Source organism: Weissella muntiaci, from assembly GCF_008107635.1.
Taxonomy (GTDB): Bacteria; Bacillota; Bacilli; order Lactobacillales; family Lactobacillaceae; genus Weissella; species Weissella muntiaci.
On the sequence record NZ_SDGZ01000032.1, the window covers coordinates 1 to 1,901 of the forward strand.

A 1,901-nucleotide genomic window follows, 5' to 3' on the forward strand; every position below is an offset into this window, starting at 1 on the left:
ATTTTGACTGATCCATTTTTTTATACCTCCTTTCATCAAAACGCTTGAATGCGTTTGTCTTTTAAGCTTTTAAAATTAAACGCTCTATCCCGGTCGACTCCTCGCAACAACCGACTAACGGTTCTCGCCTCGTATGTGCGTCTCAATTCATCACTACTGTAGTTAGTTGTGATGATCGTTCTAGTTCTGGAGTCCATTAAGTCAGTCAACAACTCTTGCGAGAAATCCGTAACATTCTCACTGCCTACATCATCCAAAACCAGCAAATCAACACTAGCCAATAATCGCAACATATTTTGCTGGCTGTACTTTGCATCCCCACCACCAAAACTATCTTTGATCAAACGGATAACTTGGGAATAGCTGGCATACATCGCTGAGTGCCCCGGATTTTCGTTGTACTCTTTCAAAATACTCATAGCCAGATGACTCTTGCCTGTTCCTTGCTTACCGACTAAAGCTGTATTGCCTTCTCCATCATTCAAATAAAACTCAACTGTTTTCTTAGCAAAATCAAAAGCTAGCTGTTCCTCGTTGTCCTTAATTTGAAAATTATCAAATCTAGCCATCTTGATAGTTTTATCCAAGACAAGACTCTCTCTACCCAAGAATGCCATTTTTTGCTTGTTAATTTGCTCCGTCTTGCGTTTTTCTGTCTCGTCATAGGAAATATACACATAACTGTTAGAACCGCCAGAGAGACCCAAAATGGGCTTATAGCCATTTATGAATTTCTGCGAGTCGTTTTCAAAAGCATTTCGTTCAGTTTGATACTCAAATAACTTCGAGATGTTATTTTGCACTTGCTGATCTGTTAAACCATGTTTAGTAATAAATTCAGCAATTTCAGGGTCGGATAATAACTCAGCCTTCATGACCTCAAAGTCTTTGATTACTTTTTGGCCGACCTTACTCTTTCTAATGCCTTCACTCATGTTTTCCATGACAGCCTCCTAAAACCCTAGGTTCTCGCTAGAATACTCATCTCCGTACGTATCAGGCACATTTGATTTTCTTTGATTGAGGTACCCCTCAAACTTATTGCCGAATAACGTTTCAGGTCGTAGATACTTGTTCATATTCGTATCGTTAATCCACTCTGCTACCTTGGTATCAATAACCGTCTTGAAATCATCTAATGTAAAACCTTCCGTTAATCTTGCGTGAACTAGCTTGGTAGATTTCTCAACAATCCTGTACTGTTTACCAGCCACTTGATTTAAATAGGCAATCGGGACTCTAACTTCATAGTTTCCAAAATTGCCTTTTTTCACAGTTTCGATGTTTTTCTCAGACAACCAGTCGGGAAACACGAATGTGTTACTCGACAATATATTCTTACTCTCTATATAACTCTTACTCTTACTCTTACTCTTACTGTCGTTACCAATTGTTACACCATCGTTACTATGTAACGCTTGACGCTCTCTGAAAGCTCGAACTCGTCTTGCTGAACTTGTTTCGGATCCAGTCATATCAGCACTTGCGACTAGAAACACATCATTGTTATTTGGGTGGGTGATTAATTTTTTTGCATCTAAATATGCAATTAATATTCGGACTGCTTCTGGCTCTTCATTCAGTTCTAAAGCCAATTCCTCTGCGATATCTTTCCCGGCTCCTTTAAAGTAGATATACCCGTCACTCTCAGCACTTAGCACAAGCATTTCAAGATATATAATTGCTAACATATCACCCATTCCCGGAGTGTTACGCATAATTTTGATATATGGAGTAAAGTCAGCTGTGTTGGCCAACAAGAACCGCATTGTGTTACGAATCTTACGATAAGACTCCGAAACAGTCTTTAAGATCTCCATCGACACCTTCATATCAGCTGATGAATCAACCGTAGTTACCCACAAACGGATAATCTCAGCTCCCATTGTTTTCACAACTTC

General features: G+C 39.3%; 2 protein-coding genes. Both read right to left on the reverse strand.

What is annotated here, in order from left to right:
• Positions 1-35: 35 nt before the first annotated feature.
• Positions 36-944, reverse strand: a complete 909-nt coding sequence (locus ESZ50_RS11415) for an ATP-binding protein (protein ID WP_148624080.1) — start codon at positions 942-944, stop codon at positions 36-38.
• Between the two features lie 9 nt (positions 945-953).
• Positions 954-1,901: conserved phage C-terminal domain-containing protein (locus ESZ50_RS11875; RefSeq protein WP_246111556.1), on the reverse strand; the 948-nt coding region annotated here is incomplete at its 5' end.